General features: G+C 72.0%; 23 protein-coding genes. 13 read left to right on the top strand and 10 right to left on the bottom strand.

Translation table 11 applies throughout. From position 1 onward, the window contains the following. Positions 1–52: 52 nt before the first annotated feature. From ABZ642_RS30525 to ABZ642_RS30510, 4 genes are all read right to left on the bottom strand, one after another. Positions 53–1,693, bottom strand: coding sequence for a serine/threonine-protein kinase (locus tag ABZ642_RS30525; RefSeq protein WP_360489664.1), 1,641 nt, complete (start codon positions 1,691–1,693; stop codon positions 53–55). A gap of 12 nt (positions 1,694–1,705) precedes the next feature. Beyond that, positions 1,706–3,505, bottom strand: a complete 1,800-nt coding sequence (locus ABZ642_RS30520) for a nickel transporter (RefSeq protein ID WP_360489775.1) — start codon at positions 3,503–3,505, stop codon at positions 1,706–1,708. A 29-nt stretch (positions 3,506–3,534) separates the two neighbouring features. After that, positions 3,535–4,941, bottom strand: coding sequence for a tetratricopeptide repeat protein (locus ABZ642_RS30515; RefSeq protein ID WP_360489663.1), 1,407 nt, complete (start codon positions 4,939–4,941; stop codon positions 3,535–3,537). Between the two features lie 179 nt (positions 4,942–5,120). Then, on the bottom strand, positions 5,121–6,644 hold the full coding sequence (locus tag ABZ642_RS30510) for a DUF4331 domain-containing protein (RefSeq protein ID WP_360489662.1): 1,524 nt from the start codon (positions 6,642–6,644) through the stop codon (positions 5,121–5,123). Between the two features lie 206 nt (positions 6,645–6,850). Between ABZ642_RS30510 and ABZ642_RS30505 the strand changes: the two genes are divergently transcribed. The 3 genes from ABZ642_RS30505 (at position 6,851) to ABZ642_RS30495 (ending at position 8,592) form a co-directional block, all read left to right on the top strand. Further along, the gene (locus tag ABZ642_RS30505; RefSeq protein ID WP_360489661.1) at positions 6,851–7,393 is read left to right on the top strand and encodes a sigma-70 family RNA polymerase sigma factor; all 543 of its coding nucleotides are present in this window, start codon (positions 6,851–6,853) and stop codon (positions 7,391–7,393) included. Then, on the top strand, positions 7,390–8,193 hold the full coding sequence (locus ABZ642_RS30500; RefSeq protein WP_360489660.1) for an anti-sigma factor: 804 nt from the start codon (positions 7,390–7,392) through the stop codon (positions 8,191–8,193). The genes ABZ642_RS30505 and ABZ642_RS30500 overlap by 4 nt, the downstream gene beginning before the upstream one ends. Before the next feature lie 126 nt (positions 8,194–8,319). Further along, positions 8,320–8,592 (top strand): hypothetical protein, encoded by a 273-nt coding sequence (locus tag ABZ642_RS30495; protein ID WP_360489659.1) that lies wholly within the window; start codon positions 8,320–8,322, stop codon positions 8,590–8,592. A gap of 15 nt (positions 8,593–8,607) precedes the next feature. Here the strand turns inward: ABZ642_RS30495 and ABZ642_RS30490 are convergent, their stop codons facing one another. From ABZ642_RS30490 to ABZ642_RS30480, 3 genes are all read right to left on the bottom strand, one after another. Next, on the bottom strand, positions 8,608–9,804 hold the full coding sequence (locus tag ABZ642_RS30490; RefSeq protein ID WP_360489658.1) for a CaiB/BaiF CoA-transferase family protein: 1,197 nt from the start codon (positions 9,802–9,804) through the stop codon (positions 8,608–8,610). A gap of 156 nt (positions 9,805–9,960) precedes the next feature. Beyond that, positions 9,961–10,737 carry an ABC transporter permease gene (locus ABZ642_RS30485; RefSeq protein WP_360489657.1) on the bottom strand — a complete coding sequence of 259 codons (777 nt, stop codon included), beginning with the start codon at positions 10,735–10,737 and terminating at the stop codon, positions 9,961–9,963. Continuing rightward, complete coding sequence (locus ABZ642_RS30480; RefSeq protein ID WP_360489656.1) at positions 10,734–11,669, bottom strand: ATP-binding cassette domain-containing protein; 936 nt, start codon at positions 11,667–11,669, stop codon at positions 10,734–10,736. The genes ABZ642_RS30485 and ABZ642_RS30480 overlap by 4 nt, the downstream gene beginning before the upstream one ends. Positions 11,670–11,732: 63 nt before the next feature. On the opposite strand from ABZ642_RS30480, the gene ABZ642_RS30475 reads away from it, so the two are divergent. Then, on the top strand, positions 11,733–12,443 hold the full coding sequence (locus tag ABZ642_RS30475; protein ID WP_360489655.1) for a TetR/AcrR family transcriptional regulator: 711 nt from the start codon (positions 11,733–11,735) through the stop codon (positions 12,441–12,443). A gap of 144 nt (positions 12,444–12,587) precedes the next feature. On the opposite strand, the gene ABZ642_RS30470 is transcribed toward ABZ642_RS30475, so the two are convergent. Genes ABZ642_RS30470 through hmgA form a run of 3 tightly spaced genes read right to left on the bottom strand, consistent with a single transcriptional unit; the run spans position 12,588 to position 15,883 of the window. Beyond that, entirely contained in the window at positions 12,588–13,739 is a 1,152-nt protein-coding gene (locus ABZ642_RS30470; RefSeq protein ID WP_360489654.1) for a type ISP restriction/modification enzyme, read from the bottom strand. A 12-nt stretch (positions 13,740–13,751) separates the two neighbouring features. Continuing rightward, the gene (locus ABZ642_RS30465; protein WP_360489653.1) at positions 13,752–14,501 is read right to left on the bottom strand and encodes a GntR family transcriptional regulator; all 750 of its coding nucleotides are present in this window, start codon (positions 14,499–14,501) and stop codon (positions 13,752–13,754) included. Positions 14,502–14,527: 26 nt separating this feature from the next. Beyond that, the gene (hmgA, locus tag ABZ642_RS30460) at positions 14,528–15,883 is read right to left on the bottom strand and encodes a homogentisate 1,2-dioxygenase (protein WP_360489652.1); all 1,356 of its coding nucleotides are present in this window, start codon (positions 15,881–15,883) and stop codon (positions 14,528–14,530) included. A 157-nt stretch (positions 15,884–16,040) separates the two neighbouring features. Here hmgA and ABZ642_RS30455 point away from each other — a divergent pair, with 157 nt between their 5' ends. The 9 genes from ABZ642_RS30455 (at position 16,041) to ABZ642_RS30415 (ending at position 24,868) form a co-directional block, all read left to right on the top strand. Then, on the top strand, positions 16,041–16,583 hold the full coding sequence (locus tag ABZ642_RS30455; RefSeq protein ID WP_360489651.1) for a hypothetical protein: 543 nt from the start codon (positions 16,041–16,043) through the stop codon (positions 16,581–16,583). 90 nt (positions 16,584–16,673) lie between these two features. Beyond that, a complete protein-coding gene (locus ABZ642_RS30450) occupies positions 16,674–17,291 on the top strand; it encodes a TetR/AcrR family transcriptional regulator (protein ID WP_360489650.1) in 618 nt (205 codons plus the stop codon). Positions 17,292–17,429: 138 nt separating this feature from the next. After that, positions 17,430–18,842 carry a CitMHS family transporter gene (locus ABZ642_RS30445; RefSeq protein WP_360489649.1) on the top strand — a complete coding sequence of 471 codons (1,413 nt, stop codon included), beginning with the start codon at positions 17,430–17,432 and terminating at the stop codon, positions 18,840–18,842. Between the two features lie 23 nt (positions 18,843–18,865). After that, positions 18,866–20,110, top strand: a complete 1,245-nt coding sequence (locus ABZ642_RS30440) for an MFS transporter (RefSeq protein ID WP_360489648.1) — start codon at positions 18,866–18,868, stop codon at positions 20,108–20,110. Between the two features lie 101 nt (positions 20,111–20,211). Beyond that, positions 20,212–20,991, top strand: coding sequence for a hypothetical protein (locus tag ABZ642_RS30435; RefSeq protein ID WP_360489647.1), 780 nt, complete (start codon positions 20,212–20,214; stop codon positions 20,989–20,991). After that, entirely contained in the window at positions 20,978–21,634 is a 657-nt protein-coding gene (locus tag ABZ642_RS30430; RefSeq protein WP_360489646.1) for a class F sortase, read from the top strand. The genes ABZ642_RS30435 and ABZ642_RS30430 overlap by 14 nt, the downstream gene beginning before the upstream one ends. A gap of 188 nt (positions 21,635–21,822) precedes the next feature. Next, positions 21,823–22,275, top strand: coding sequence for a DUF3574 domain-containing protein (locus tag ABZ642_RS30425; RefSeq protein WP_360489645.1), 453 nt, complete (start codon positions 21,823–21,825; stop codon positions 22,273–22,275). Between the two features lie 102 nt (positions 22,276–22,377). Continuing rightward, positions 22,378–23,766 carry an aldehyde dehydrogenase family protein gene (locus ABZ642_RS30420; protein ID WP_360489644.1) on the top strand — a complete coding sequence of 463 codons (1,389 nt, stop codon included), beginning with the start codon at positions 22,378–22,380 and terminating at the stop codon, positions 23,764–23,766. Between the two features lie 13 nt (positions 23,767–23,779). Continuing rightward, positions 23,780–24,868, top strand: a complete 1,089-nt coding sequence (locus tag ABZ642_RS30415; RefSeq protein WP_360489643.1) for a Zn-dependent alcohol dehydrogenase — start codon at positions 23,780–23,782, stop codon at positions 24,866–24,868. The last annotated feature ends 7 nt before the right edge of the window (positions 24,869–24,875 follow it).

Below are 24,875 nucleotides of genomic sequence, written 5' to 3'. Positions count from 1 at the left end.
GTTCTCAGTGCCGACGCGCGCCCTTCGGTCCTCAGGACGAGCTGGCCGGTCCTCAGGACGAGCTTGAAGGCGAAGGCGAAGAGGAGGCCCCGCCGGTCGGGGTCTCCGTCGTCTTGGTGCAGGTCACCGAGAACGGCACCGAGTTGGACGTGGTCCTCACCGGACCGCGCACCTCGACGGCGATCGCGTCGTTCAGCGTCCCGCTGTCGGACCAGGTCGTCACGGTCACCCCGGTCTGCCGGGTCTTCCCGCCGCCGTCCGGGAAGGACAGCGTCTTCCACCCCTGGTCGTCGAGCGAGCCGTTCTTCAGCACCCAGCGGTACCGCACCTCCGCGGGCACGCTCCCGACCGTGAACGTCGCCGTGAAGGCGGGGGCCTGTGCGGTCGACGGCGGACAGCTCCCCGAGTAGTCGGTGCGGGATCCGGCCACGCTGACCTTCACACTCTGCGCGGCCGTGCTGCTGCTCGCGGACGGCGACGGGGACTTGGACTCCTCCTTGCTGCTCCGGCTGGGCGCCGGGGAGCTGAGGTTGCTGGCCGACTGGCTGGGGCCGGCGTTGTTGCCGCCGCCGTCGCCGTCGTCATGGTTGAGGAGGGCGTACGTCAGCCCGCCCAGCGCGAGGACGACCAGCACCAGCCCGATGACCAGCACGGTACCGGCCCTGCGGTTGCCGTCGCGGTCGGACGCGGGCGGCCGGGTGTCCGTGGGGGTGGGCAACGGCGGTGTGGGGGACGGCGGTTGCTGCTGGTGGGCGACGCGGGTGGGGGCGTCGTACCGCCCCGGGACCGGCACGGTGGCGGCGGTGCCGGGCGTGCCCCCGAAAGAGGGGGTACCGCCCGCCGCGACCAACCGCAGGTCGTGCTCGGCCTGTTCGGCCGACAGCCGGTCGGCCGGGTCCTTGCGGAGCAGCCCCTCGATGACGGGCGCGAGCGGCCCGGCCCGGTACGGCGGCGGCAGCTCCTCGTCCACCACGGCACGCAACGTGTTCAGCGGGGTGTCCAGCCGGAACGGGGAGGTGCCCTCCACCGCCGCGTACAGCAGCACACCGAGCGACCAGAGGTCCGACTCGGGGCCGAACGCGCGCCCCAACGCCCGCTCCGGGGCGAGGAACTCGGGTGAGCCGATCACCTCGCCGGTCATGGTCAGCGCCGAGCTGCCCTCGACGGTGGCGATCCCGAAGTCGGTGAGCACCACCCGTCCGTCGTTCGACAGCAGCACGTTGCCCGGCTTCACGTCCCGGTGCAGCACCCCGGCGGCATGCGCGGCCCGCAGCGCGGACAGCACCTCGGCGCCGATACCGGCGGCCCGCTGCGGGGACATCGGGCCCTCGGTGTCCAGTACGTCGGCGAGGGACACCCCACGGATCAGCTCCATGACGATCCAGGGCCGTCCGCCCTCCATCGCCACGTCGTACACCGTCACCACATTGCGGTTCGCGACCCGGGCCGCGGCCCAGGCCTCGCGCTCCAGGCGGGCGTACATCCGGTCGACGTCGGGGCCGGGCAGCCCGGCCGGCGCCCGTACCTCCTTGACGGCGACCTCGCGGCCCAGTACCTCGTCCCGGGCCCGCCACACGGTGCCCATTCCGCCCTCGCCGAGCGGGGACAACAATCTGTAGCGGCCCGCGATCACTCGCTCACGGCCCGGCTCTTCGGTCACGGGTGCTCCCCACGGCAGCTCGCGCTGATTCATCACAAACGTAACTCAGAGCAGTGCGGATGCGGCGCCCTTGAGGACCAGTCCGGCGCCCAGGGCCACGACCACGAGCGCCGAGGCGAGCGGGGTGGTCCTGCGGACCAGTGTGGCCATGGGGTGGGTGGTCCACCGAGGGCGTTTGTCCAGCACCCGGGTCATTCCCGTACCCAACTTGACGACGGCGAACCCGGCGGCGGTCAGGGTCAGTGCGAGACCGATGCCGTAGGCGACGACGAGAAGCAGCCCGAACCAGGCCTGCCCGAGAGCGGCGGCACCGACGAGCACGACCACGGCGGAGGGGCTCGGGACCATGCCCCCGGCGAAGCCGAGGAGGAGGGTGCCGCGGAGGGTGGGGGCCGTGTCGTGGGTGTGGGTGAACCCGCCGTGACTGTGCGGCATGGCGGTGTGACCGCTTTCGGGGGCTGCGCCCCCGGACCCCTCTTCGGCCTGAACGGCCTCGTCCTCAAGCGCCGGACGGGCTGAAGTGTGTGGCCGGGCGCCATGGTCATGCGCATGGGCGTTGCTATGAGCATGGGCGTTGCTATGAGCATGGGCGTTGCTATGAGCATGGCTGTGGTCATGGGGGCGGCTGTGGTCATGAGGGTGGTCGTGCCCGCCATCGTGGGCGTGCAGGTGACCTTCGCCGTGGGCGTGCGTGTGGCCTTCGCCGTGGGCGTGCGCGTGGCTGTCGCCGTGATCGTGCGTGTGGGCGTTGGCGCGGCCGTGCTCGTGGGCTCCGACCAGGGCCAGTTCGCGCTTCTCGGCCACCTCGTGATCGTGGTCGTGGTGGCTGTGGCTGTGGGCGTGCGCCTGCTCGTGGGTCCGGGTCCGCCATGCCCTGCGGGTCAGGTTCGCGCCCGCCGCCAGGACCATGAGGCCGCTCGCGATGCCGAGCCAGGCGATCACCGACGGGGTGGCCGCCGAGCCTGCCGTGACCAGGACGCCCAGGGCCACCACGCCCAGCGTGTGGGTGACCGTGACCGACGCGGCCAGCGGGAGGACGTCGCGGAGGCGGGCGCGGCCGCCGCGGGCCGCCGCCGTCGCCGCCATCAGGGTCTTGCCGTGGCCCGGCGCCAGCGCGTGCATCGCGCCGAGGCCGATCGCGATGAACAGCGCGAGCGTCGCGAAGCCGACCGTGAGGTGGTTGCGGGCGACCAGGTCGGTCAGGGCCTGGGTCCAGTGGTCGACGCCCCGGGGGAGGATCGCGGCGCCCGGGGCGTCCTGCCGTTCCTCGGCGAGCGCCGGGCCGCCCGGCCGTACGCGCACCGCGGCGGTCGTGATGTCCGCCGGGGAGGAGAGCAGGTCCTTGGGGTAGCTGGTGAGTTCGTGGGAGACGGACGTCTTCGGCACGTCCGTCCTCGTCAGCGTCATCCGGTCGCCGCGCGCCGTGATCTCCCGCCAGCCGGGACCGGTGTCGGCGCCCGCGCTGTGGAAGGAGAGGGCGACCGTGCTGCCCTTGGGGAGGGGCGCGGTGAACCGGCACTCCACGCGGAGGGTGTTCAGACCGGCCTGGCCGGGCCGCAGTTCGGCGTGGCTGGTCCCGACGGTGAGCGCGGTCGCCCTGCCGTCGACGGTGAGGGTGCTGCCGTCGGCCGCGGTCGTGCAGCGCTGCTCGGCCCACCCGGCCGTGCCCAGCCGCTTCAGGTCGGGCTTGGCCTGGGTCGCCGGGATCTCGGCCAGGTCCTCGACATGGTCGACGCGGAGCTGCCCGGGGGCGGCGACGAGACCGTCGTACTTGTTGACGGTGAAGTTGCCGAGCGGGTGGGCGCTCGCGGCCGTGGCCGGCAGGAGTGTGAGGCCGGCGGCCATGACGAAGACCGCGGCGGCGCGGCGGAGGTTCACTTGGAGGCCTCCAGCGCCTTGCGGGCCGTACGGGCGCCCAGCGGGGAGAAGCCGGGGTTGAGCTTGAGGGCCTTGGTGAGGGCGGCCCGGCCGGCCGCCCTGTCGCCGTCGGCCAGCTCGATCATGCCCAGGTGGTAGCCGAAGGAGGCGTTGCGGTAGCCGGTGGCGGTGGCCTGACGGGCGTACGGCAGCGCTTCCTTGTCCTTGCCGTTGACGTGCAGCGCCCAGGCCAGCGCGTCCGCCGTGTGCACGGTGTGGCGGCGCGCCCACTCGGCGCGGGCGGCCTTCAGCGCCTCGGCCTTGTCGCCGTGGTCGGCGGCGGCGAGCGCGGTGTCGAGATCGGCGTTGACGCCGTTGGCGCGGGCCAGCGCGATCCAGGCCTCGACGAGCGCGTACTGGTCCGCGGCCTTGGCCTTGTCGCCCGTGGCGTTCCGGTCCTCGTACAACTCGCCGAGCTCCACGAGCGGTTGGGGCAGTGGATAGCGGGAGACGACCAGTTCCATGCCCTTGATGGCGGCGGCCCGGTCGCCGCTCGCCGCCTGGGCGCGGGCCCGGCCCTCCAGCGCGGGGAGGTAGTTCTCGTCGGCGGTCAGCGCGCGGGCGTAGTAGTCGAGCGCGCTTCCGTAGTCACCCTGGTTCCAGGCGAGCAGGCCGAGCTGCGCGGCCACGTAGGCGATGTCGCCCTTCGCGGTGGCCGTGGACAGTGCCTGCCGCAGTACCTGCCGGGCCGTCTTCACGTCACCCCGCAGCTCTCGCACATACGCGTACCGGGTGAACACGGGTACGCCCGGCTTGCGTTGGTCGGCCAGGTCGGCCGCCTTCGCCGCGTCGGCGTAGCGGCCGAGTTCGACCAGGGCGTCGATACGGGAGGACAGGGCGCCGGCGTTGTACGGGTTCTGCTTCAGGGCCTGGTCCGCGTAGGTGAGCGCCTGAGCGAACTGGTGCCGGGCGGCGGCCAGCGCGGCCTGGCCGGCCAGCGCCTGGTCGTTGTCGGGGGTGATCCGGAGCGCGCGTGCGAGGGCCTTCTCGGCCTGCGGGTAGCGGGACGGATCGCCCTTGGTGCGCGCCTGCTCGACATAGGCGAGGCCCAGGGTGGCCCAGCTGTCGGAGTCCTTCGGCTGGGTGCGGAGATGGGCCTGGAGGGAGGCGATGCTGCTGTCGAGATCCCCGCTCGCGAGCAGCGCCGGTGACACGGCACTCGACGCGGCCATCGGCGTACCGCTGTTCCCGGACGCCCCGAAGGCGATCGCCCCACCGGTCAGCGCGATGGCCAACAGCACCGCGGAGCCCGCGAGTCGGGACCGCCGCCAGTGCCGCCCCGCGGCGGCGAAGCGGCGCAGGGCGGCGACCCGCTCGTCGTCCTTCGGCTCGGCGGGCTGCTTGTCGTTCGTACCCGGGGCCATGCCCTCTCCTCATAGATGTCGCATGGGGGTGGCGCGGCCCGCTGCCGTGGGGGATTGAGTGGGGAGCGGGCCGCGCCAGTCAATGGGTTGCATTCAGCGCCCCGTAAGGGGCGCGGGGAACTGCGCGACCAGCCACTACCGGGCCGGCAGTCACCCCACTACCTGAATCGCGACGGCGCTCAGTAGGGCCGCTGCATCCGACGGCGCCACCAGCCGAACGCGGTGCCGATCAGCAGCACGCCTGCCGCACCCGCGGCCGCGGACCCGGCGATCAGCGTCGTGTTGCTGCTGTCGGAGCTGGTCAGGGCGTCGCCCAGGGCGCTCTTCGTGCTGCTTCCGGCAGCCTTGGCGAGCGCTCCGCGTGAACCGGACGTCGGCTCGGCCACGTACGGGAAGTACTTCTCGAAGCCCTTGTCGTTCTTGTCGACCGCGTCGCCCAGGTCGTTCTTGGAACCGACCAGTTCGCCCTCGACGACCTGCAGTGCCTCGTCGATCACGTCGTCGGTGAGCCGGCGCCCGTTCGGGAAGCCCGCGTTGTCACCGTCCAGGACACCGAGCCGCTTGGGCTTCGCGGTGGGCTTGATGGACGTGTTCAGGCGGAGCATCTCCGAAGGCGTCGCGTACGGCTGCTCCTGGTTGAGGCCCTTGACGCCCTTGAGGAACACGTCGACGAGGTCGTTGCGGGGCTCGGACGGCGCCTTGATGTTGTAGATCGCCTGGATGAGCTTCGGCAGTTCCGGATTGGTCACGTTCTTCAGGAACTGCGCGTCGTCCTTGGGCTGGGACGCGTTGAACTTGTCCTTGTCCTTCTGCGGGTTGACGACCTCGTTGACCAGCGGGTTGCCGAGGCGCGAGACCTGCGCGTAGTAGCCCTGCGCGTTCCTGCGCTGGGTCGTCGCGTAGATGCCGACGGTCGGACGCGACGCCGACTGCCGGATCAGGGAGTTCGGCACCTGGAGGGCGATCGTGTTGACGTTGTAGCCCTTGAGGGTGTCCCGGCCGACCTCGCTGAGGTTGCCGCCGTACAGCAGGTCGAAGACGCGCAGGTCGGCGAAGAACGGGTCGTCCGCCTGCCCGGCGAAGGTCGCGCCGCCGTTGACCGTCTTGTAGATGGCCTGGGAGCGCAGCTTCCCGTAGTCCGGCATCGACGCCTTGCCGACGTCCGACGGGGCCGCCGGGATGTCGCTGGCGATCCTCGTCGTGTGCTGCTGCTTGCCGTTCTTGAACTTGATCAGGTCGAGGTTGTACGCCTGCGTGACGTTCAGGTCGGGGTCGGTCAGGTTGTCGACCACACCCGTGTTGTAGAGGAACGTCTTCTTGTTCTTGATCTGGGTGCGGAAGGTGTAACGGAAGATCAGGTCGTCCTTCGCGTCACCGTTGTTGTCGATGTGGATGTCGTACTGGGCGTCGTCGGCGAACTGGTAGAAGTTCGGGCCGCCGGCCGGTTCCTCGAAGGGGATGTAGTCCGACACGATCGTCGTCGTGTCGGACTTGTCCGGGCTGACGAACGCGTACAGGTCGGTGTTGTCGTACTGGGGGGTGCCCGAGATGAGCGGGGCTTCCCGGTGGGAGGAGGCGGAGGCCGCTCCCGGTTCCAGCGCGGCGACGCTGGCGGCTGTGATCCCGCCGGTGGCCAGTGCCCCACAGATGAGCGAGACAAGGCCCTTGCGACCCGCGCCACTCCTGGAGATTAGAGGTGTCATGCCGTCCGTCCCTCGGTCCCAACTTGCTTGACGGACGGGTATACGGAGCAGGAGGGCCGTTTGGATTGGTCCGAAGAAAAAAATCTTTTCTTCCTGCTCGACCCGCGTTTTTGCCTCCCGCATACGTACTTCTGCCGGAGGTGCGTCAGTTGCGAACGCCTGGTGTGGGAGGACGGGCCGGGTGCGGCCACAGAAGGGGGAACGGGGTGGAGGCGGACGAACTGCTGGTGCTCGTCGCGGCCGGCGACCAGAAGGCGTTCGAGGACCTCTACGGACTGGTGTCCGGTCCGGTGTTCGGGCTCGTACGGCGTGTGGTCCGCGACCCCGCCCAGTCCGAGGAGGTGGCCCAGGAGGTGCTCCTCGAACTCTGGCGCTCCGCACCCAAGTTCGACCCGGGCCGGGGCAGTGCCCTCTCCTGGATCCTCACCCTCGCCCATCGCCGTGCCGTCGACCGGGTGCGCAGCGCCCGCGCGGCCGGCGAACGCGAACAGCGCGAGGCCCTGCGCGCGGGCGAACCGGCCTTCGACCAGGTCGCCGAGGAGGTGGAGGCCGGTCTGGAGCGCGAATGGGTACGCCGCTGCCTGGACCGGCTCACCGCCCTCCAGCGCCAGTCGGTCACCCTCGCCTACTACGACGGCTACACGTACCGTGAGGTGGCCGAGCGGCTCAAACTGCCGCTGGGCACGGTCAAGACACGGATGCGCGACGGACTCACCCGGCTGCGCGACTGCCTGGGAGGTGTCGCATGAGCCTGGTCGGCCGCCTGTTGCACCGCGAGGACCTGCACTCGCTGGCGGCGCCCTACGCCCTGGACGCCCTGGAGCCCGGCGAACGGCGCCGCTTCGAGAAGCACCTCAAGGACTGCGACCGGTGCGCCGCCGAGGTCCGGGCGCTGACCGAGGACGCGGTACGGCTGGCCTGGTCCACGGCCGCCTCACCGCCCCTCGCGATGCGCGACCGGGTGCTGGCCGCCGTACGCGCCACCCCGCAGGCTCCGACCCCCGCCCGTGAGCACGTCCCCAACCTGCCGCCGCATGTCTGGGGCGGGCAGCCCCCGCCGCCGCGCAGGCGGCAGCGCTCCCTGTTCGTGCCGTTCGCCACCGCCACCGCGGCCGCCGCGCTGGTCGTCGCCTCCCTCTTCGCGGTGCAGGCCGGCCGGACCCAGGACCAACTGGACGCGGAGCGGGCCCAGTCGCGTGACATCGCCCACGTTCTGGCCGCGACCGACGCCCGTGCGACGAGCGGCAAGGACGCCCAGGGCCGAAGTATCGGCGCGGTGGTCTCCGCGTCGCAGGGGCAGGCCGTCGTCACGCTCAGCGGATACGGTGCTCTGCCGAAGGGGCGCGTACACCAGCTCTGGCTGATGCGCCCCCATGTGCAACCGCGCTCCCTCGGGCTTTTCAAGGCCGACACGCCCTTGATCGCCACCGGACTCGACAAGTCCGCCACGTCACTCGCCGTAACCGTCGAGCCCGCCGGCGGCTCGGCGCAGCCCACCAGCCAGCCGGTTGTCCAACTCGCCCTGAAATCGGTCGGATTCGGAGAGTAGTCGAAGAGGGGTCGTCAACAGCCTTGCGGGGAAGGTGAATCCTGTGACCGCGATACACGAGTGCCCCATCGGGGCGATAGGGTTACCCTGCCCGGGCCGGGTGGACTCGTACGGGTGGGGAGTGACATGGATCAGATAACACGCAGCAGGGCGAGGGTTCCTGCGATCACCTGCGGGAGCGGCGCCACCAGTTCGCGCCTCGACCGCCATCTGTCGGTGCTGGCGGGTCCCGCCATACCGCAGCAGCAGGCGGTCGAGGCGACGTCGCTGATGCGTGAGCTGACCGCGCGTGAACCCGCGCAGCGCAGCGACCGGGGCGCGCGGGTCAGCCGCGTCTCCCTCTTCGCGCCACTGCGTCGACTGCGCCGTTCGCTGTTCGGCGGCAGCGACAAGAACTGACCGTCAGGCTCGCGCTCAGGCAGCCACACCGTCCCGGCGCAGCGCTGCTGTCTCGGCGTCCGTCATCCCCACGGAACGCAGCAGCGCCTCGGTGTGCTGTCCGAGCGCGGGCACGTCTCCCATCCGTGCCTCGTCCCCACCGGGCAGCGTGATGGGCGGCAGCAGCGCACGCAGCGGCCCGACCGGCGACCCCACCTCCCGCCACCGTTCCCGGGCCGCCAGCTGCGGATGCTCCGCCAGCTCGTACAGGTCCCGCAGCCGCGCGCACGCGATGCCCGCGGCTTCGAGGCGTGCCACGGCCTCGTCGGCGCCGACCGATCCGAGGGCCGTCGCGACCAGCTCGTCGGTCCGGGTCCGGTTCGCCACCCGTGCGGCGTTCGTCGCGAACGCCGGGTCCGAACCCAACTCCGGCCGCCCGATCACCTGTTCGGCAAGTCGCCGCCACTCCCGGTCGTTCTGCACCGACAGCAGCACCCGCCCGCCGTCCCCGGTCGGGTAGGCGTCGTACGGCGCGATCACCGCGTGCGCCAGGCCGGTGCGCTCCGGCGGGGTCCCGCCGTGCAGGGTGTGATGCAGCGGATGCCCCATCCACTCGGCGAGCGCGTCCAGCATGGACACCTCCACCGGCCCGCCCCGGCCGGTCGTCCCGCGCCGGACCAGCGCCGCGAGGACGCCCGAGAAGGCGTACATGCCCGCCGCGATGTCCGCCGCCGGGATCCCGGCCTTCACCGGCTGCTCCGGCGTCCCGGTGACCGACACCAGCCCCGCCTCGCACTGCACGAGCATGTCGTACGCGCGTTTGCCGGCGTACGGTCCTGACGCGCCGTATCCGGACACGTCCACGGCGACCAGGCGGGGGTGCGCGGCGCACAGCGTGGCCGCGTCGAGGCCGAGCCGGGCGGCGGCCCCCTGCGCGAGGTTCTGCACGAAGACGTCCGCGTCCGCGACGAGTCGTCGCACGACGTCCAGTCCGCGCGGGTCCTTCAGATCCAGCGCGATGGACTCCTTGCCCCGGTTGCACCACACGAAGTGCGAGGCCAGCCCGTGGGCGGCGGTGTCGTAGCCGCGCGCGAAGTCGCCGCCGTCGATCCGCTCGACCTTGACGACCCTGGCCCCCAGATCGGCGAGCTGCCGGGTGGCGAAGGGCGCGGCCACGGCCTGTTCGACGGCGACGACGGTGATGCCCTCCAGGGGCAGCGGGAGACGGTCCATGGGCTGGATCATGTCCCGCGACCGGCGGTTCTGTCAGCAGTGCCGTCATGGCCGGGGCCGTCGGCCGCGCCACCGCCACCGCCACCGGGGCCGTCGGCCGCGCCACCGCCGCCGGGGCGGTCGGCGGCGCCGGTCCTGCCGCCGCTGCCGGTTGTGTCAGCCGCGGTCGTACCGGCGTACCGCCGCCGGCAGGAAGACGGCGATCAGGAGCGCGCTCCAGGCGAGCGAGCCCGCGACCGGGTGGGCCACCGGCCAGGCGGCGCCCACGGGGACGGGCGCGTTGCCGAAGAGGTCGCGCAGGGCCGTCGTCACCGCGCTGATCGGATTCCACTCGGCCGCCGTGCGCAGCCAGCCGGGGAGGTTGCCGGTGGGGATGTAGGCGTTGGAGAGCAGCGGCAGGACGAAGGACGCCGCGCCGAGCTGACCCGCGGCCTCCTCACTGCGGCTGAGCAGACCGAGGAAGATGCCGACGGTCGTGCAGGCGAACCGGAACAGGAGCAGCAGGCCCACCGCGCCGACGGCCGCGACCGCCGATCCCTCGACGCGCCAGCCCACAGCAAGGCCCACCAGGAGCAGCGGCACGGTACCCGCCGTGGTGACGACGAGATCGGCCACGGCCTGCCCCAGAGGTACCGCGGCACGGCTCACCGGCATGGTCCGGAAACGGTCCGTCACCCCCCGGTGGGTGTCCTGGGCGGCCTGGAACATCCCGGTCATCACCCCGCCGGCCGCGGTCGCCACCAGCAGCCCCGGGACGAGGAAGGAGCGGTACTCCGGACCCGGCATCGCCAGCGCGCTGCCGAAGACATAGCCGAAGAACAGCAGCATGTTGACGGGCATCATCTGGGTGAGGACCGCGAGGCCCGGGCTGTTGCGGACCCGGCGCAGCTGCCGGCCCACCATCGCCGCACCGTCGTACGCGAGCGCGCTCATACGGGACTTCCCGTCAGTCGGAGGAAGACGTCGTCCAGGGTCGGCGGCCTGAGGCTCGCGTCGAGCAACGGCACGCCCGCCGCGTCGAGTTCGCGCACCAGGCGGGGGAGGGTGAGCGTCGGGTCGGTGGTGAGGGCGCCGACGGTGTGCCGGTCGTGGTCGAACTGCGGCTCGGTCTTGGTGAGGTGGTCGAGGACGGCGGCGGCCCTCGGCAGTGCGTCCGGATCGGCGACGACCGCCTCCGCGTACCAGCCGACGAGCGCCTTGAGCCCGGCCGGTGTGCCGGTCTGCGCCACCCGGCCCCCGTCCATCAGCACGATGTCGTCGGCGAGTCGGTCGGCCTCCTCCAGGTACTGCGTGGTCAGCAGCACGGTCGTACCGTCGGCCGCCAGCTCCCGCACCGCGTCCCAGATGCCGTTCCTGCTCACCGGGTCGAGGCCGGTGGTGGGCTCGTCGAGGAACAGCACTTCGGGTCGGCGGACCAGGCTCGCGGCCAGGTCGAGGCGTCGGCGCATACCGCCCGAGTAGCCGGCGGCCTTGCGGTCGGCGGCCTCGGCGAGGCCCAGGCGGTCGAGCAGCTCGGCCGCCCGTTCGTTCGGCCCCCGCACCCGGTGCAGCCGGGCGAACAGACGCAGGTTCTCGCGGCCGGTGAGGTCGCCGTCGACCGAGGCGTACTGGCCCGTGACGCCGATGCCGCGGCGCACGGCAGCCGCCTCCCGGACGACGTCGTGCCCCGCGACGCGGGCGGAGCCCGCGTCCGGCCGCAGGAGTGTGGTCAACAGCCGTACGGCCGTCGTCTTCCCCGCCCCGTTCGGCCCGAGCAGTCCGCAGACCGAACCCCGCCGGACGGCCAGGTCGAGGCCGCGCAGCGCATGCACAGCGCCGAAGCGCTTCTCCAGACCTTCACTAAGTACAGCGTACGTAGTAGTCATGGGTCGACCATAGCGCACTACGTACGGCGTACGTAACTAGCATGGTGGGCGAGGTGATGACCGATGTCAGTCCGAGGGGCCGAACCCGAGGTGATCTGGGCCCGCCCCGAACGGGCGGGGCGGGGGCCGAGGCCCGCGTTCACGCGCGCCGACATCGCGGCGGCCGCGGTGCGGATCGCCGACGCGGAGGGGCTGGACGCCGTGTCGATGCGGCATGTGGCGGCCGCGGTGGGGTGCGGGACGATGTCCCTGTACAACTACGTCCCCCGCAAGGAGGACTTGTACGAGCTGATGGTTGACGCGGTCAGCGCGGAGCACGAGGTGTGGGAGCCGACGGGGGACTGGCGGGCCGACATGGTGCGGGTCGCCGGGCAGACACGGGAGTTGATGTATCGGCATCCCTGGATGCCACGTCTCATGTCACCGGTCTATGGGTTCAGCCCCCATGCGCTGCGGTACCTGGAGCACTGTCTGGCCTGCCTGGATCCGCTGGACGCTCCGTACGGGACGAAGCTGGAGCTGATCGCCATGGTGAACGGCGTGGTGACCACCTATGTGCGGAACGAACTCGACACGGCCGAGCGGGCTCGGAGTCTGCCGTGGTCGGAGGAGCAGGAGAACGCGGTGCGGATCGCCTATCTGGGGGGACAGATCGCCTCGGGGGCGTATCCGCGGATGGCCGCGGCGTTCGCGGAGGACGCGGGGCCGATCGATCTGGAGGGGGTTTTCCGGCGGGCGCTGGAGAGGGTTCTGGACGGGTTCGCGTCGTCGTAGTCCGCGGGTTGGCGCGGTTGGGCGTGCCCACGCGCCGGCTGGTCGCGCCCACGCGGTGGTTGGGCGTGCCCGCGCGCCGGCTGGTCGCGCCCGCGCGGCGGTAGCCGCACGTCGAAGTCGGCCCGCCCCCCCCGCGAAGGCTGGTCACAGCAGCGTCAGTTGACCCGCCGGGCCTTCTTCCGTGTGTTCCAGGATCGACGCCGGTCTGCGGGAGGTCTCCGGCGGTGGGAGTACGCCCGCTGCCGTCAGGTCCGTCGCCGTGATCGGTGCCCCGATCTCCAACTCGGCCTGTCCGACGCGTACCTCGGCCAGCAAGGTCAGGACCGTGATCAGCTCCAGCAGATCCGACGTCCATGACTGGGGCCAGGCCTGCGGAACGATCGCCGCCAGAGTCCCCGGTTCCGCCGGGGTCGTCCGTGCCGCGAACCATGCCTCCAGGATCCTCACGTCACCCATCGCGAACTCCCACGCCTCCGGCGGTACCGGTGAGACGCGGCCCTCGTCGATGTGCAGGGTCTCCTCCTCCGGGTCGTAGCGGACGGTGAGCGGGCGGGAGGGGAGCGGGGCGCGGACGTAGGGGCGGCGGCCGCCCGGGAGCTTCGGGCGTTCGCCGTCGCGGCGCAGCAGCCATAGGGCCCGGTGGCCCAACCGCACGCCCCGGGACCAGAGGTCGGGATCCCCGGTGAGCGGGACCGTGTGGTCCGGGCGGATCGTCGCCAGGGCCCAGGCCAGGACGTCCGGCGGGGCGGGAGCGCTGCCCAGGCGGTCGGCGAGGTGCTCCAGCAGGCCCGGTGCCAGGTTCGGTTCCGCGCCGCCCGGGCGGCGGTACAGCGGGCGGACGCGGCCCGCGCGAAGCGTGGGCAGCAGGGAGGTCGCCAGCAACGGCATGCCCTCCGCCGACTCCACCGCGAAGATCTGGTGGTCGTCCGCCACCCGCCACAACTCCGGTCGGGCCGCGTCGATGAGGCGGTGGTCCGGGACGAGCCACTGTTCGTCGAACGGAGCTGACAGCACGCGGACCGGATCCGCGCACGGGCCCGAGGCCTGCGCCAGCCGCCCCGTGCCGGTCGGCTGCCCCGGCAGCTGGGGCACGGCCGAACGGACCGTACGGGCGCGCGTCGGTTCGAACAGGGCCTCGCGATCGGGGCCCTCGGCCTTGAGGAGGGCGTCCCAGCGGGCCTTCAGGGTCGACGGATCGGGGGCCGTCGGCCACCCCCGGCCGAGCCGTAGTGGTGCGACGGACCACGGCATGAGGTCCGCCAGCAGCGGAGCGTCGTCGTGCGTCACGCCCGGCATCGTACGACGAGTTCAGGTGGCGTCGAGGGTGACCGTGAAGGAGAAACGGTCGCCCCGGTAGTGGATGACCGCCAGGTCCAGGACCCGGCCGGCGGTGTCGTAGGTGACCCCCGTGTAGTGCAGGATCGGGCTGAGGAGGGGGACCTGGAGCAGCCGGGCCGTCTCCGGGTCGGCCAGCCGGGCCTCGACCGTGTCCGTGATACGGCTGATGTCCGCGCCGACCACGTCGCGGAGCACCTTGGTCATGGGCTGTCGGGCCAGGTCCTCCGGGTCGATGCGTTCGGCCAGTTCGGGGCGGACGTGGTTGCGGGCGTGGTTGGTCGGCTCACCCGTCTGTTCGTCGCTGCGCAGCCGGTGGTACGTCGCCACCTCGTCGAGATCCGGGAAGTAGTCGGCGAGTTCGCCCGTCACGGGCGCGGTGCCGTGGTCCAGCAGCTCGGCCGTCATACCGGACTGCTGGGCCACGATCGCGTCCACCGAGCCGAGGAGCCGTACCGGGGTGCCCCGCCGGGCGTCCGGTTCGATGAAGGTGCCCCGGCGGCGGTGCCGGCTGATCAGGCCCTCGTCCTCCAGTTCTTTCAGCGCCTGCCGCATGGTCAGCACGCTCACGCCGTAGTGCTCCGCCAGCTGTTCCTCGGTGGGCAGCCGGAGCGGGTCCCGGGGCGAGCGGCCGAGTATCGAGGCGCGCAGCGACTGTGACACCTGGTACCAGAGCGGCAGCTTGCGGTTCAGGACGATCGAGTCCGGGGCGAAGGAGGTCACGGGCCATCCGTACCGGTAGGGGATCTTCAGTGCAAGGGCCGGAAGTGACGTTCCATGCCCTGCCACACGTCGTCGTAGCGCTGTTGCAGGTGCTCGGCGGTCGCCGCCTGCGGGGTGAGCGTCACCGGCCAGCGGGTCTCGAACATGAAGGCCAGGCCGTCGTCGATCTTCTGCGGGCGCAGCTCGGCCGCGCTCGCCCGGTCGAACGTCTCCCGGTCCGGGCCGTGCGCCGACATCATGTTGTGCAGGGAGCCGCCGCCCGGCACGAAGCCCTCCGCCTTCGCGTCGTAGGCGCCCTCGACCAGGCCCATGTACTCGCTCATCACGTTCCGGTGGAAGTACGGCGGCCGGAAGGTGTTCTCGCCGACCAGCCAGCGCGGGGCGAAGACCACGAAGTCGACGCCCGCCAGGCCGGGAGTGTCCGACGGGGACGTCAGCACCGTGAAGATCGACGGGTCGGGGTGGTCGTACGAGATGCTGCCGATCACATTGAAACGGTGGAGATCGTAGAGGTAGGGCACATGTGTGCCGTGCCAGGCGACCACGTCCAGGGGGGAGTGGTCATATGTGGCGGTCCACAGGTGGCCGCAGAACTTGTTGACCACCTCCACCGGACCCTCCACGTCCTCGTAGGCGGCGACGGGGGCCTGGAAGTCACGGGCGTTGGCGAGGCCGTTGGCACCGATCGGGCCCAGGTCGGGGAGACGGAAGGGCGAGCCGTAGTTCTCGCACACATAGCCCCGGGCCGTGGCCTCCAGCAGTTCCACACGGAAGCGGACCCCACGGGGGATCAGCGCCACATGTCCCGGCTCCATATGCAGCAGGCCGAACTCCGTGCGCAGCAGCAGCCCGCCGCGCTCCGGGACGATCAGCAGTTCGCCGTCCGCGTTCGAGAAGACCCGCTCCATCGAGGAGTTGGCGTGGTAGAGGTGCACGGCCATGCCGGTGCGCTGGGTCGCGTCGCCGTTGCCGCCGAGGGTCCACAGGCCCGCGAGGAAGTCCGTACCGGGCGCCGGCTCCGGCAGCGGGTTCCAGCGCAGCCGGTTCGGGTCCGGGGTGACGTCCGTGAAGGGGCCGGTGCGCAGCGCCCCGTCGCCGGCGGCCCGGGTGAACGCCGGGTGGGCGGCCGAGGGGCGGATCCGGTACAGCCAGGAGCGGCGGTTGCTGGCCCGCGGCTCGGTGAAGGCCGTACCGCTGAGCTGCTCCGCGTACAGGCCGAGGGGAGCGCGCTGCGGGGAGTTGCGGCCCTCGGGCAGGGCGCCCGGCACCGCCTCCGAGGAGTGCTCGTTGCCGAACCCCGAGAGATACGTCAGTCCCTCCGCGGTCTTCCGCGCTCCCTCACGCTCGAACACGCTCGCGCGGGAGGTGCCCCCATCGCTCATGATCGCTCCCTGGGCCGGTGCGTACCTGATTCCTATGTATCACCGTAGGATTGAGTCGGGGCAGGTGCAAGAGGGCCGGGATCATCCCTGCGAGGGACGGCGAGAACCCGACTTCAGGGGGATCCGGTCTCCGGCGCGCTGTTCTACGCTCCCGGGCATGTCGTGGACGCGTGGACTACCGGGCGCGCTCGCGGTCTGCGTGCTGCTGCTGGTCGCGGCGGCGGGTTGCGGGACCGGGGAGGCGCACGAGCAACGGGAGACGGGGTCGCCCTCACCGGTGGGCAAGATCCTGGACGACACGGACGAGGGCGGACGCCACTACCGGGAGATCGACAAGAAGCAGGCGCCCGAGGTGGGCACGGTGGTCACGCCCGACACCGCGGGCGGCTGGGACGTACGGCTCGACGTGCACCGCTTCCACTTCTCCCGGGCCGGCACCGCGGCCCGCGCGGTCGCCGGGCGCGGCCTCGCCTACCTCTTCGTGGACGGCGGCCTGGTCACCCGGCTGCGCACCCCCGCGTACCACCTCCCCGCCGAGCTCGTCCCGCACGGCACCCACCACATCACCGCCCGGCTCTACGCGGACGACGGCACGGTGTGGGCCGTACACGGCAAACCGGTCGAGAGCACGGCGGACGTCACGGCGTCGGGTGCGGAGACGGCGAAGGCGACACCGACGGCACGCGCACGGGTGCCGTGAGCGGCGACGGCGGCACACCCGGATGAGTGCATGGGCCATCCGTCTCCGTACTGGGGGGCGAGGTTCACCTGATCCCTGCGGAAAGGCATCATGAAGCCCGTGCCCCCAGCGCCCTCGCTACGCAAAGCTCCCGTCCAGCGCCGCAGTGCGGAACGGCTGACCAGGATTCTCGACGCCTGCGCCGACCTCCTCGACGAGGTGGGCTACGAGGAGCTGAGCACCCGGGCCGTCGCGGTGCGCGCCGAGGTGCCCATCGGCTCGGTCTACCGCTTCTTCGGCAACAAGCGGCAGATGGTCGACGCCCTCGCCCAGCGCAACCTGGAGCGCTACACCGAGCGGGTCGCCGAGCGGCTGAAGGACGCGCCGAAGGGCGACTGGCGGGCGGCGATGGACGCGGTGCTGGACGAGTACCTGGCCATGAAGCGCACCGCCCCCGGCTTCTCGCTCGTCGACTTCGGCAACCAGATCCCGGTCGGCGCCCGCCACGCCGAACCCAACCGCAGGGTCGCCGACCGCCTCACCGACCTGCTCTCCGACTACATCGGCCGCGCCCCGGACGAGGACCTGCGCCGCACGTTCCTGGTGGCCGTGGAGACCGCCGACACCCTGGTCCACCTGTCCTTCCGGATGGACCCGGAGGGCGACGAGACGATCATCACGGAGACCCGGGAACTGCTGCGGGCCTATCTGGCGCGGGTGCTGGACTGAGGTCACACCCTCGTGACCTGGAGTTTTGCGCTTATTGCTCGCGTGTCAACGTCTTGTTAACGACGTTTGACGCGACCTAACGTCATCGCACCGCCGGCCCTGGTGGGAGTTCAAGGGCGAACGTTAGGTGTTCCACTCATGCTGACCATCCTCGGCTTCACCATGATCGCGACCTTTTTGGTCCTGATCATGTTGAAGAAGATGTCGCCGATCGCGGCGCTCGTGCTGATCCCCGCGCTGTTCTGCGTGTTCGTCGGCAAGGGGGCCAAGCTCGGCGACTACGTCATCGACGGCGTCACCAGCCTCGCGCCCACGGCGGCGATGCTCATGTTCGCGATCGTCTACTTCGGCGTGATGATCGACGTCGGCCTCTTCGACCCGATCGTCAAGGGGATTCTGAGGTTCTGCAAGGCCGACCCGCTGCGGATCGTCGTCGGTACGGCCCTGCTCGCCGCCATCGTCTCCCTCGACGGCGACGGCTCCACCACCTTCATGATCACCGTCTCGGCCATGTACCCGCTGTACAAGCGCCTGAAGATGAGCCTGGTCGTGATGACCGGGGTGGCCGCGATGGCCAACGGCGTGATGAACACGCTGCCCTGGGGCGGACCGACGGCCCGTGCGGCGACCGCGCTGAAACTGGACGCCAGCGACATCTTCGTGCCGATGATCCCGGCGCTCGCCGTCGGGCTGGTCTTCGTGATCGCCCTCGCCTACGTCCTCGGCCGCCGCGAGCGCAAGCGGCTCGGTGTGCTGACGCTGGACGAGGCGCTGGTCGAGGAGAAGGAGAGGGAAACGGAGACCGTACTGGTCGGCGCGGGCGCCGGCTCGGGCGAGTCCGCGGTGCGCGGCGGCGGCACGGGAACCGGCTCCGGCACCGAGGCGGACCGGCCGGCCGAGGACGACGGCTTCCAGGGCCTCGACCCGCACCGCGAGACCCTGCGCCCCAGGCTGTACTGGTTCAACGCGCTGCTCACGGTCGCCCTGCTCACCTCCATGATCATGGAGTGGCTGCCGATCCCGGTGCTGTTCCTGCTCGGCGCCGCACTCGCGCTGACCGTCAACTTCCCGCACATGCCCGCCCAGAAGGCCCGTCTCGCCGCCCACGCCGAGAACGTCCTCAACGTCTCCGGCATGGTCTTCGCCGCCGCCGTCTTCACCGGCGTCCTCCAGGGCACCGGCATGGTCGACCACATGGCCACCTGGCTCGTCGACAACATCCCCGACGGCATGGGACCGCACCTGGCCCTCGTCACCGGCGTACTCAGCATCCCGCTCACGTACTTCATGTCGAACGACGGCTTCTACTTCGGCATCCTCCCGGTGCTCGCCGAGGCCGGGCAGGCGCACGGAGTCTCCTCGGTGGAGATCGCCCGCGCCTCGATCATCGGCCAGCCGTTGCACATGTCGAGCCCCCTGGTGCCCGCCGTCTACGTCCTGGTCGGGATGGCCAAGGTCGAGTTCGGCGACCACACCCGCTTCGTCGTCAAGTGGGCCGCGCTCACCTCACTCGTGGTGCTCGGGGCAGGAATTCTGTTCGGCATCATCTGACCCACCCCACGGAGGACTTCACCATGGCGCCCGGCAGGAACCGCGGCTGGCTGCTCCGCCTCGTCATCGCCTTCGGCTTCGCGCAGGGCGCGGTGTCGATGGCCCGGCCCGCCGTCTCCTACCGGGCGCTCGCGCTCGGCGCCGACGAACGGGCCGTCGGTGTCATCGCCGGTGTCTACGCCCTGCTCCCGCTATTCGCCGCCGTACCGCTCGGCCGCCGCACCGACCACGGCCGTTGCGCACCCCTGCTGCCGGTCGGCGTGGTGCTGATAGCCGGCGGATGCGCGCTCAGCGGCCTCGCGAACTCCCTCTGGGCGATGGCCCTGTGGAGCGGGGTGATGGGCCTAGGCCATCTCTGCTTCGTGATCGGCGCGCAGTCGCTGGTGGCCCGCCAGTCGGCCCCGCACGAACAGGACCGCAACTTCGGCCACTTCACCATCGGCGCGTCGCTGGGCCAGCTGATCGGCCCGGTCGCCGCGGGTGCGCTGATCGGCGGCCCCGACATGGCGGGCAGCAGCGCACTCGCCCTCGTCGTGGCGGGTGCGGGGGCCGCGGTCGCGTTCAGTTCGCTGTGGCGCATCGAGGACCGTACGGCGGTGACGTCCCGTCCCGAGCCGGGCGGGCGCGTCCCGGTGGGCGGCATCCTGCGCGCCCGGGGCGTCCCGGCGGGCATGCTGATCAGCCTGTCGGTCCTGTCCGCGACCGACATCCTCACCGCGTACCTCCCGGTGGTCGGCGAGCACCGGGGCATCGCACCGGCGGTGATCGGCGTCCTGCTCAGTGTCCGGGCGGGGGCGACGATCGCGTGCCGTCTGGTCCTGACGCCGTTGCTGCGCCTGCTCGGCCGGCCGCGCCTGCTGACCGTGACGTGCTTCCTGGCGGCCGTGCTGTGCGCGGGGATCGCGCTGCCGGTGCCGGTGTGGGTCCTGGCCCTGATGCTCGCCGCGCTCGGCTTCTGCCTGGGCGTCGGGCAGCCGCTGTCGATGACGACGGTCGTCCAGGCCGCGCCCGAGGGTGCCCGGTCCACGGCGCTCGCCCTGCGGCTGACCGGCAACCGCCTGGGCCAGGTGGCCGCGCCGGCCGGGGCGGGGCTGGTGGCGGGGGTGGCCGGAGTGGCCGCGCCGTTCGTGATGCTGGGCGCGTTGTTGCTGGTCTCGGCGGGGGTGGCGGTGCGCTCGCCGGGGGCGGCGGGGCCATCCGGGGGCGGCGGTCCGGTGCGGCGTCCGCGGCGCAGGGGCCCGGCGTTGCGCCGCACGAGCGATATCTGACGGCGCGTCGAATGTCGATGCCACGGGCCGTGGAGTGCATGGGTGACAGTCCAGACGAAAGGCCGATTTGTATGAAAATCGTCTAACTCGGAGGAGCTTGCATGCCCACGCTCACACTGCCACGCGCCGCCGGTCCCCGTGCGGGCGCCACCGTCGTCCTCACCGCCCTCGCCGCGGCGGGCGCGTCGTGGGTGGCGGCGCCGATCGCGGCGGCCGTAGGGGAGAACGGCGACATCAGGATCCACCGGGTGGGCGTGCCCTACGGGGTCTCCAAGGAAGACCCGGTGGTCTGCAGGTTCTATCTCGACGCCGTCAACTTCGACGTCCTCCCCGGCATCGCCTACACCATCACGCCGCAGCCCCCGCTGCCCACCGCCGCCACCGTCGCCGGCACCATCCAGCTCGCCGGAGGCGCCGGCCACACCGACCCGCTGGGGCTGGCGGACGGGCAGTACAAGCTCTCATGGACGGTGGCCGGCGCGCTGAAGGAGAAGGTCTTCCGGCTCAACTGCCATGACGGCAAGCAGGACGGGGCGCAGGGCCAGGACGGTCAGAACGGCCCCAACGGCCCCGGTGGCCAGAACGGCCAGAATGGCCAGAACGGCGAGCACGGCCAGGGCGGTCAGGGCGGTCAGGGTGGTCAGGGTGGTCCCAACGGCCCCAACGGGCAGATCGAGGACTCCCAGCGTGGCGACACGGCCTGGACGCAGGGTGACGACCACGGCGGCCCGCAGGGCGGTGTGCACGCGGGTGGCGGCGGCCTCGCCGACACGGCGGCCGCGTTCTCGCCCGTGGCCGCGGCCACGGCCGTGGGCCTGGTCGCGGCCAGTGGCGTGGTGTACGTCCGGCTGATCCGCCGTCGGCCCCATGGCGCCGCGTAGGCGCAGACGCAGGCCCTGGTACCGGACCCGCGCCTACCGCCTCGCCAGAACGGCCCTGCTGGCGATCATCCTGGTGACCGTGGTCCGGTGCTGGGGGTCCGACGGGCCGGACGGGTCGGACGCCCTGGCGGCGGCCGGCCCGGGCGCGGGCCGGGACGGGTCCGACGGGCCCCCGCCCCGCCCGCTGCCCCGGTCCCGGCCGACGTCGATGCGCATCCCGTTCCTGGGCGTCGACGCGCCGGTCATCGGGGTCCGGCTCGACCGGGAACGGCAGTTGGAGACACCGCCGGTCGACGACCCGAAGCTGATCGGCTGGTTCCAGGGCGGCGCCACGCCGGGTGAGTCCGGCCTCGCGGTCGCCGTCGGCCACCGCGACACCAGGACGGGGCCCGCCGTCTTCGCGGCGCTCGCCCAGGTGAAGCCCGGTAAACGGATCGAGGCCAGGCGCGCGGACGGCCGTACCGCCGTCTACACCGTGGACCGGGTGAAGGTCTATGACAAGGCCGGTTTCCCGAGCGAAGAGGTGTACGGCAAAACCCGGCGTCCCGAACTCCGCGTCATCACCTGCGGTGGCCTCTTCAGCCGGAGGACGGGCTACACCAGCAACGTGGTGGTCTTCGCCCACCTGACCGCGACGCGGTGACCGGGGGTGCGGGCGGTCGCCCGCACCGCCCGGCCGCTGCGGCCCGTCGGTCGCATGCGGGCCGCCGCGCCGTCGTGGCCGGTCGCGCAGTTCGCCGCGCCCCCGAGGGGGCGCTGCCGTTCGACCTGGACGGGTGAATCCCGGCGGGAATCCGGGACTTGGCAGGAACAAACCCCTAAGAAGGGGGCATGCGTACTCATTCGCTCCGTAACCGGTCGGCCCTTGCGCTGGCCGGAGTTCTGCTGGCCGGCACCCCTGCCGCGTACACCGCGTTGGCCGACGACCGGCCCACGGCCGTGCCGGTGCGCGGAAAGGCCTATGTCGAGACCCGGCTCTTGTTCGGCACCGCCCGGCCGGACGGTGGCCCGGCCGTCACCGACCGGCAGTTCACGGCCTTCGTCGACAAGGAGGTCACCCCGGACTTCCCCGACGGGCTGACCGTGCAGAGCGGGCGCGGGCAGTGGCGGGACGCGCACGGCGCGATCGAGAAGGAGCGGTCGTACGAGCTGACCCTGCTGTATCCGGAGTCGGCGGCGAAGCGCGGCGACCGGAAGATCGAGGAGATCCGGCGGGCCTACGAGAAGGCCTTCGCCCAGGAGAGCGTGGGGCGGGTGGACGAACGCGCCCAGGTCGACTTCTGATGATCCTGCCCCGCACGTGTCTCCGCCGCCGATCCCTGGCGCCAAAAAACTATCGCCGCTAGTTTGTGAGCCGGAGACCCAGCCCCGCCGGGAGGAAGCAGCATGAAGGCACACGACGGCCTGTACATCGACGGCGCCTGGCGCGCCGCCGAGAGCCAGGACGTGATCGAGGTCGTGAACCCGGTCGACGAGCAGGTCATCGGCCGGGTCCCGGCGGGCGGTGCGCTGGACGTCGACACCGCCGTACGCGCCGCCCGTGCCGCCCTCCACGCCTGGGCCGCCACCCCGCCCGCCGAGCGGGCCGCCCGGCTCCGCGCGCTCCGTGACGCCCTGGCGGCCCGCCAGGACGAGATCGCCGAGACGGTCACCGCCGAGCTGGGCTCGCCGCCGCAGTTCTCGCAGGCCGTGCACGCGGGCCTGCCGATCGCGGTCGCCGGCTCGTACGCCGAACTGGCCGCGACCCATCTCTTCGAGGAGAAGGTCGGCAACTCGACCGTCCACCAGGAGCCGGTCGGTGTGGTCGGCGCGATCACGCCCTGGAACTACCCCCTGCACCAGATCGTCGCCAAGGTCGCCCCGGCGCTCGCCGCCGGCTGCACGGTCGTACTCAAACCCGCCGAGGACACCCCGCTCACCGCCCAGCTGTTCGCGGAGACGGTGGCCGAGGCGGGCTTCCCGGCCGGTGTGTTCAACCTGGTCACCGGCCTCGGCCCGGTCGCCGGGCAGGCCCTCGTCGAGCACCCGGGGGTCGACCTGGTCTCCTTCACCGGCTCCACGGCCGTCGGCAAGCGGATCGGCGCGGTGGCCGGCGCGGCCGTGAAGAAGGTGGCCCTCGAACTCGGCGGCAAGTCCGCGAACGTCATCCTGCCGAGTGCCGATCTCGCCAAGGCCGTCAACGTCGGGGTGGCCAACGTGATGGCCAACTCAGGCCAGACGTGCAGCGCCTGGACGCGGATGCTGGTGCACACCGACCAGTACGCGCAGGCGGTGGAGCTGGCGGCCGCCGCTGCCGCCAAGTACGGGGACCGGATCGGGCCGGTCGTCAGCGCCAGGCAGCAGGCACGGGTGCGCGGTTACATCGAGAAGGGCATCGCGGAGGGCGCCCGGCTGGTCGCCGGCGGGCCCGAATCCCCGCGCGAGCAGGGCTACTTCGTCAGCCCGACCGTGTTCGCCGACGTCACCCCGGAGATGACCGTCGCCCAGGAGGAGATCTTCGGCCCGGTGCTGTCGATCCTGCGGTACGTGGACGAGGAGGACGCGCTCCGGATCGCCAACGGCACGGTCTACGGACTCGCGGGCGCCGTCTGGGCCGGGGACGAGGCGGAGGCGGTGGCCTTCGCCCGGCGCATGGAGACCGGTCAGGTCGACATCAACGGCGGCCGCTTCAACCCCCTCGCACCGTTCGGCGGTTACAAGCAGTCGGGCGTCGGCCGGGAACTCGGCGCGCACGGCCTCGCCGAGTACCTCCAGACCAAGTCCCTCCAGTTCTAAGGAGGTTGCTCCGATGGCCGCCAAGGTCCGAGCCGCCGTACTGCCCGCCGTGGGCGCCCCGCTCACGGTCACCGAGATCGACCTCCCGGACCCCGGCCCCGGCCAGGTCCGGATCCGCCTCGCCGCGGCCGGGGTCTGTCACTCCGACCTCTCCCTGTCGGACGGCACCATGCGGGTGCCGGTCCCGGCGGTCCTCGGCCACGAGGGCGCGGGCACCGTGGTCGCCGTGGGGGAGGGCGTCACCCGGCTGTCACCCGGTGACCCGGTCGTCCTCAACTGGGCGCCCTCCTGCGGAAGGTGTCATGCCTGCTCCCTCGGCGAGGTCTGGCTGTGCGCCGACGCGCTGGCCGGCGCAGCCGACGTCTACGCCCGTACGGCGGACGGCACCGACCTGCACCCCGGCCTGAACGTGGCCGCGTTCGCCGAGGAGACGGTGGTCGCCGAGTCCTGCGTCCTGCCGCTCCCGGCCGGCATCCCGCTCACCGACGCGGCCCTCCTCGGCTGCGCGGTGCTCACGGGCTACGGCGCCGTCCACAACTCCGCGCGGGTCCGGGAGGGCGAGAGCGTCGCGGTGTTCGGCGTCGGCGGGGTGGGCCTGGCCGCGGTGCAGGCGGCCCGGATCGCGGGTGCGTCCCGGATCGTCGCGGTGGACGTCTCCGCGGCGAAGGAGGAGCTGGCCCGGGCCGCCGGCGCCACCGACTACCTGGTCGCCTCCGACACCACACCCCGGGCGATCCGTGCCCTCACCGGCAGACAGGGCGTCGACGTCTCCGTGGAGTGCGCCGGCCGCGCGGTCAGCATCCGCGCGGCCTGGGAGTCCACCCGCCGGGGCGGTCGTACGACGGTGGTCGGCATCGGCGGCAAGAGCGAGCAGGTCACCTTCAACGCCCTGGAGCTCTTCCACTGGGGCCGCACCCTCTCCGGCTGCGTCTACGGCAACTCGGACCCGGCCCACGACCTGCCGGTGCTCGCCGAGCACGTCCGGGCCGGCCGTCTGGACCTGGGCGCGCTGGTGACGGAACGGATCGCGCTGGAGGGCATCCCGGCGGCGTTCGAGAACATGCTGGCGGGCAAGGGTGGCCGGGCGCTGGTCGTCTTCTGACGCCGGT

Origin of the sequence: Streptomyces sp. NPDC007157 (assembly GCF_040634235.1) — a bacterium.
In the GTDB taxonomy this organism is placed as follows: domain Bacteria; phylum Actinomycetota; class Actinomycetes; order Streptomycetales; family Streptomycetaceae; genus Streptomyces.
This window is presented reverse-complemented; position numbering and strand designations above follow the sequence as displayed.